This is a genomic window from uncultured Actinomyces sp., from assembly GCF_963526355.1.
GTDB lineage: Bacteria > Actinomycetota > Actinomycetes > Actinomycetales > Actinomycetaceae > Actinomyces.
Map to the genome: position 1 here is coordinate 1 of NZ_CAUROW010000166.1, position 3028 is coordinate 3028.

General features: G+C 72.7%; 4 protein-coding genes. All 4 read right to left on the reverse strand.

Annotated features, from left to right (window positions below; all coding sequences use genetic code 11):
• A partial coding sequence (locus tag RWR81_RS13240) for a LysM peptidoglycan-binding domain-containing protein (RefSeq protein ID WP_399498459.1) occupies positions 1-1699 on the reverse strand: 1699 nt, incomplete at its 3' end.
• Positions 1696-2199: a pilus assembly protein gene (locus RWR81_RS13245; protein ID WP_314458177.1), complete on the reverse strand. Its 504-nt coding sequence runs from the start codon at positions 2197-2199 to the stop codon at positions 1696-1698. The genes RWR81_RS13240 and RWR81_RS13245, both read right to left, overlap by 4 nt.
• Positions 2196-2639 carry a pilus assembly protein gene (locus RWR81_RS13250; RefSeq protein ID WP_314458178.1) on the reverse strand — a complete coding sequence of 148 codons (444 nt, stop codon included), beginning with the start codon at positions 2637-2639 and terminating at the stop codon, positions 2196-2198. The genes RWR81_RS13245 and RWR81_RS13250 overlap by 4 nt, the downstream gene beginning before the upstream one ends.
• Positions 2636-3028: TadE/TadG family type IV pilus assembly protein (locus tag RWR81_RS13255; protein ID WP_314458179.1), on the reverse strand; the 393-nt coding region annotated here is incomplete at its 5' end. The genes RWR81_RS13250 and RWR81_RS13255, both read right to left, overlap by 4 nt.

Genomic DNA, 3028 nt, shown 5'->3' on the forward strand with positions numbered 1-3028 from the left:
GGGCGTAACTGCGCCCCGGCGGCAGCGGCGGGGGCGTCGCCCCGTCGCCGACGAACATGAAGGTCGTCTGCGTCTCGGGGCGGCGTCCGGTGAGGACCCCGCCGACCCCGGGCAGGGCCGTCTGCCCCATGAGACTCTCCGGGGTCTGCAGGCGCTCGCCCGCGACCCGGTGCAAGGTGGCGGACAGGCCGGTCCCGACCACCGCGGCGTCCCGCGACCAGGGGTTGGTGCACAGCTCCAGGGCGAGGGCGGAGACGACCTCGGCGGCCATGGCCGGGTCCCCGGTGACGGTCACGTCCCCGTCGGCGAAGGCCAGGTCGATGAGGATGTCGGCGCCGGCAGGCGTACGTCCCACCGTCACCAGGCCCGGCAGCGGGCAGGACCGGTCGTTCAGCGGCGGCTCGTTGCCCGCGCGCAGCGCCCAGGTCATCCCCTCGTCCTGGGCCCGCCACGGGGCGGGGGCATCGGTCAGGGGGCGCGCCATGCGCAGGTAGCAGGCGTCGTCGTCGATGGCGACGGCGTAGGGGCGGGGACTCCCGGGGAGGTCGTCCAGGGAGCGCAGGACGGCGTTCAGACGCCGCGAGCGGCTCTCGTCGGCACCCACCCGCAGGAGGCGCTCCAGCTCGGCGGAGTCCTCGTTGACGGCGCCCACCAGCTGCCGGCGCTTGGCGATGAGCACCGAGACCAGGGAGGCGGCCAGCAGCGAGCCGATCGCCGGCAGCTGGACCGGTGTGATGTCCCGCAACTCGTGCCCGAGCCCGGCCGGAAGCTGGTTGGCGCCCTGCTGCTGCGACGGCGTCGGAGACTGCGGAGCCGGGGCGGCCGGTGCCGGATCGGTGGGGATGGCCTCGACCCTGGCCACGGAGGTGGCCGACTCGGGCATGACCAGCAGCCAGCCGGGCTGGATGAGTCGGGCCAGCTCCAGGGAGCCGCCGTCGGCCTGCTCGCGCCCGGCGTTGAGGTCGTAGATCTGGGCGTAGGCGCGCCCGTCACCGAGGTTGCGCTCGGCGATGTCCCACAGGTTGTCGTGGTAGCGGCCGTCGGGGGGCTGAACGATGTACACCCTCTGCCCCACGAGCTGGGAGCCGATCTCCGGGTCGAGCTCGACCCCGTCCACCACGTAGCGCATGTACTGGTGGCCGCTCTCGTCGCTCTGCGACGTCGCCGCGGCGCCATCGGCCTGGGTGGCGTCGACGGCGGACTGCTGCGAGACGACCTCCTGGCTCACCGAGACCGCCGGGGTCGGCTCCTCGGCGAGGGGGGCGGCGGCCGCGGCGACCGGGCCGCTGACGGCGCCCAGGAGCAGGACGGAGGCGACGAGCCGGCGCACCAGTGACTGCACGCCGCCCGACAGCGGGACGTGCCCGGGCACACCGTGCCCCTTGATGGCGGAGACGACCTCCACCAAGGTGCACACCGTGAACTGCAGCCAGGCCAGATAGAGCACCCAGACGAGGACGCCCACGACGACGTCGAAGGAGACAGCCTGGGTGAGCAGGGCGTTCGTGTCCAGACTGGTCGGCAGCGGTGGGGGCCCCACGGTGGCCAGCAGGACCACGGGCAGGCCGATGATGACTCCGGCCAGCACGAGGCCGGCGACCACGGAGCGCCACACCGGGGGCCGGGTGCTGCGCACGGGCGCCCTGAATCGCTGAGGGCCGGCGGCCTGGGCACGGCGCCGCCTCGATGGGGTGGTCATGGGTTCTGCCTCCTCTCAGGGCCGAAGGCGTTGCCCGTCCTCGGCAATCCAGGCCTCTGCCCCTTCTCGGGGCCGAAGGCGTTGTGGGCCTCCCCGGTCACGGAGACGTGAATGGATGGGACGCCGACCAGTCGCAGCATCGTGGTGGGGACGTCGCGTTCGACGGTGACCGAGACCCGGTCGGAGGAGGCCTTGACCGTCGAGGTCTTGGCGGCGCCACTGCGGGCCAGGTAGCTCCGGGCCGCCGACGAGGCCGCTGACGGGTCCGTCGAGGCCTCACCGGAGCCGCGCAGCTTCGCCATGCTCAGCTGCTGCACCCCGGCACGGGCCGCCTGTTCGGCCTGGTCCGCCATGGTGGCGCGCGCGTTGAGGACGCGTCCGCCCTCGATGCACAGCCCCGCCACGAGCATGAGGACCGCCGCGATAATGACGACGTAGACGGATAGCGAGCCCCGCTCCGGGTGCTCGCGGTGCTCCCTGAAGACCGCCGTCAGGCTCATCTCGTCCCCCTCCACTGGTCCACCGGCGCGCTCGACTCCGCCCTGACCACGGTGGTTCCGGGCAGGAAGATCAGTCCCAGGTCGGAAAGCTTGACGTGGCAGCTGACCGAGACCCTGACGGTTCCGCCGCGGCGGAACCCGCCGACGTCGACGCCGGCCGAGCAGTTGGCGTTAGCGGTGTCCGCCCGGGACAGGCTCTGGTTGGCGGCCGTGTTGGCGGCGCCCACCGAGCGCTCCATGGAGGCGGCCCGGGCGGCGTCGCGTGACGCGGCCTCGACCATCCCCTGGGCGGAGACGATGCGCCCCCCGGCGACGGCCACCATGGTGATGAGCAGCAGCACCGGGATGAGGACCACCATCTCGATGGACATGGTTCCCCTCTCCGAGGCGGCCGCCTCCATGGCGCGGCGCCGGGCCTGCTTCTTTCTGAGGTGTTTCATCGGTCGCTCCGGAAGGTCTCCCGCTCTGAGGTCACCGAGGCCTTGACGCGCGGCGACATGCCGGCGACGACGTCCAGGGCCTTCCCGGAGACGCGCACCGTGACCTGGTCGCTCGTGGAGGAGACGTCGATCGTGATGTCGGTGAGCGCCTTGCCGCCGACCCTGCGGGCGTAGTCGACGCCGTTGGCCTTGGCCGCCGCGGTGCGGTCGCCCTCCTTGGAGCTCACGCGCGCCTCCCGGGCCACCTCACGGGCGGTCGCGATGGCGACCTCGTTGCCGTACCAGGTCAGGGCCACCTGCACCGTGATCAGCACGACCAGCAGGAGCAGCGGGAAGAAGATGATCAGCTCGACGCTGGAGGCTCCCGCCTCCTGGCCCAAGCGGCTCAT

Bases quoted from the DNA above. Each gene is read 5' to 3' on its own strand.
- RWR81_RS13245 (WP_314458177.1), bottom strand. From the start codon at position 2,199: ATGAGCCTGACGGCGGTCTTCAGGGAGCACCGCGAGCACCCGGAGCGG.
- RWR81_RS13250 (WP_314458178.1), bottom strand. From the start codon at position 2,639: ATGAAACACCTCAGAAAGAAGCAGGCCCGGCGCCGCGCCATGGAGGCG.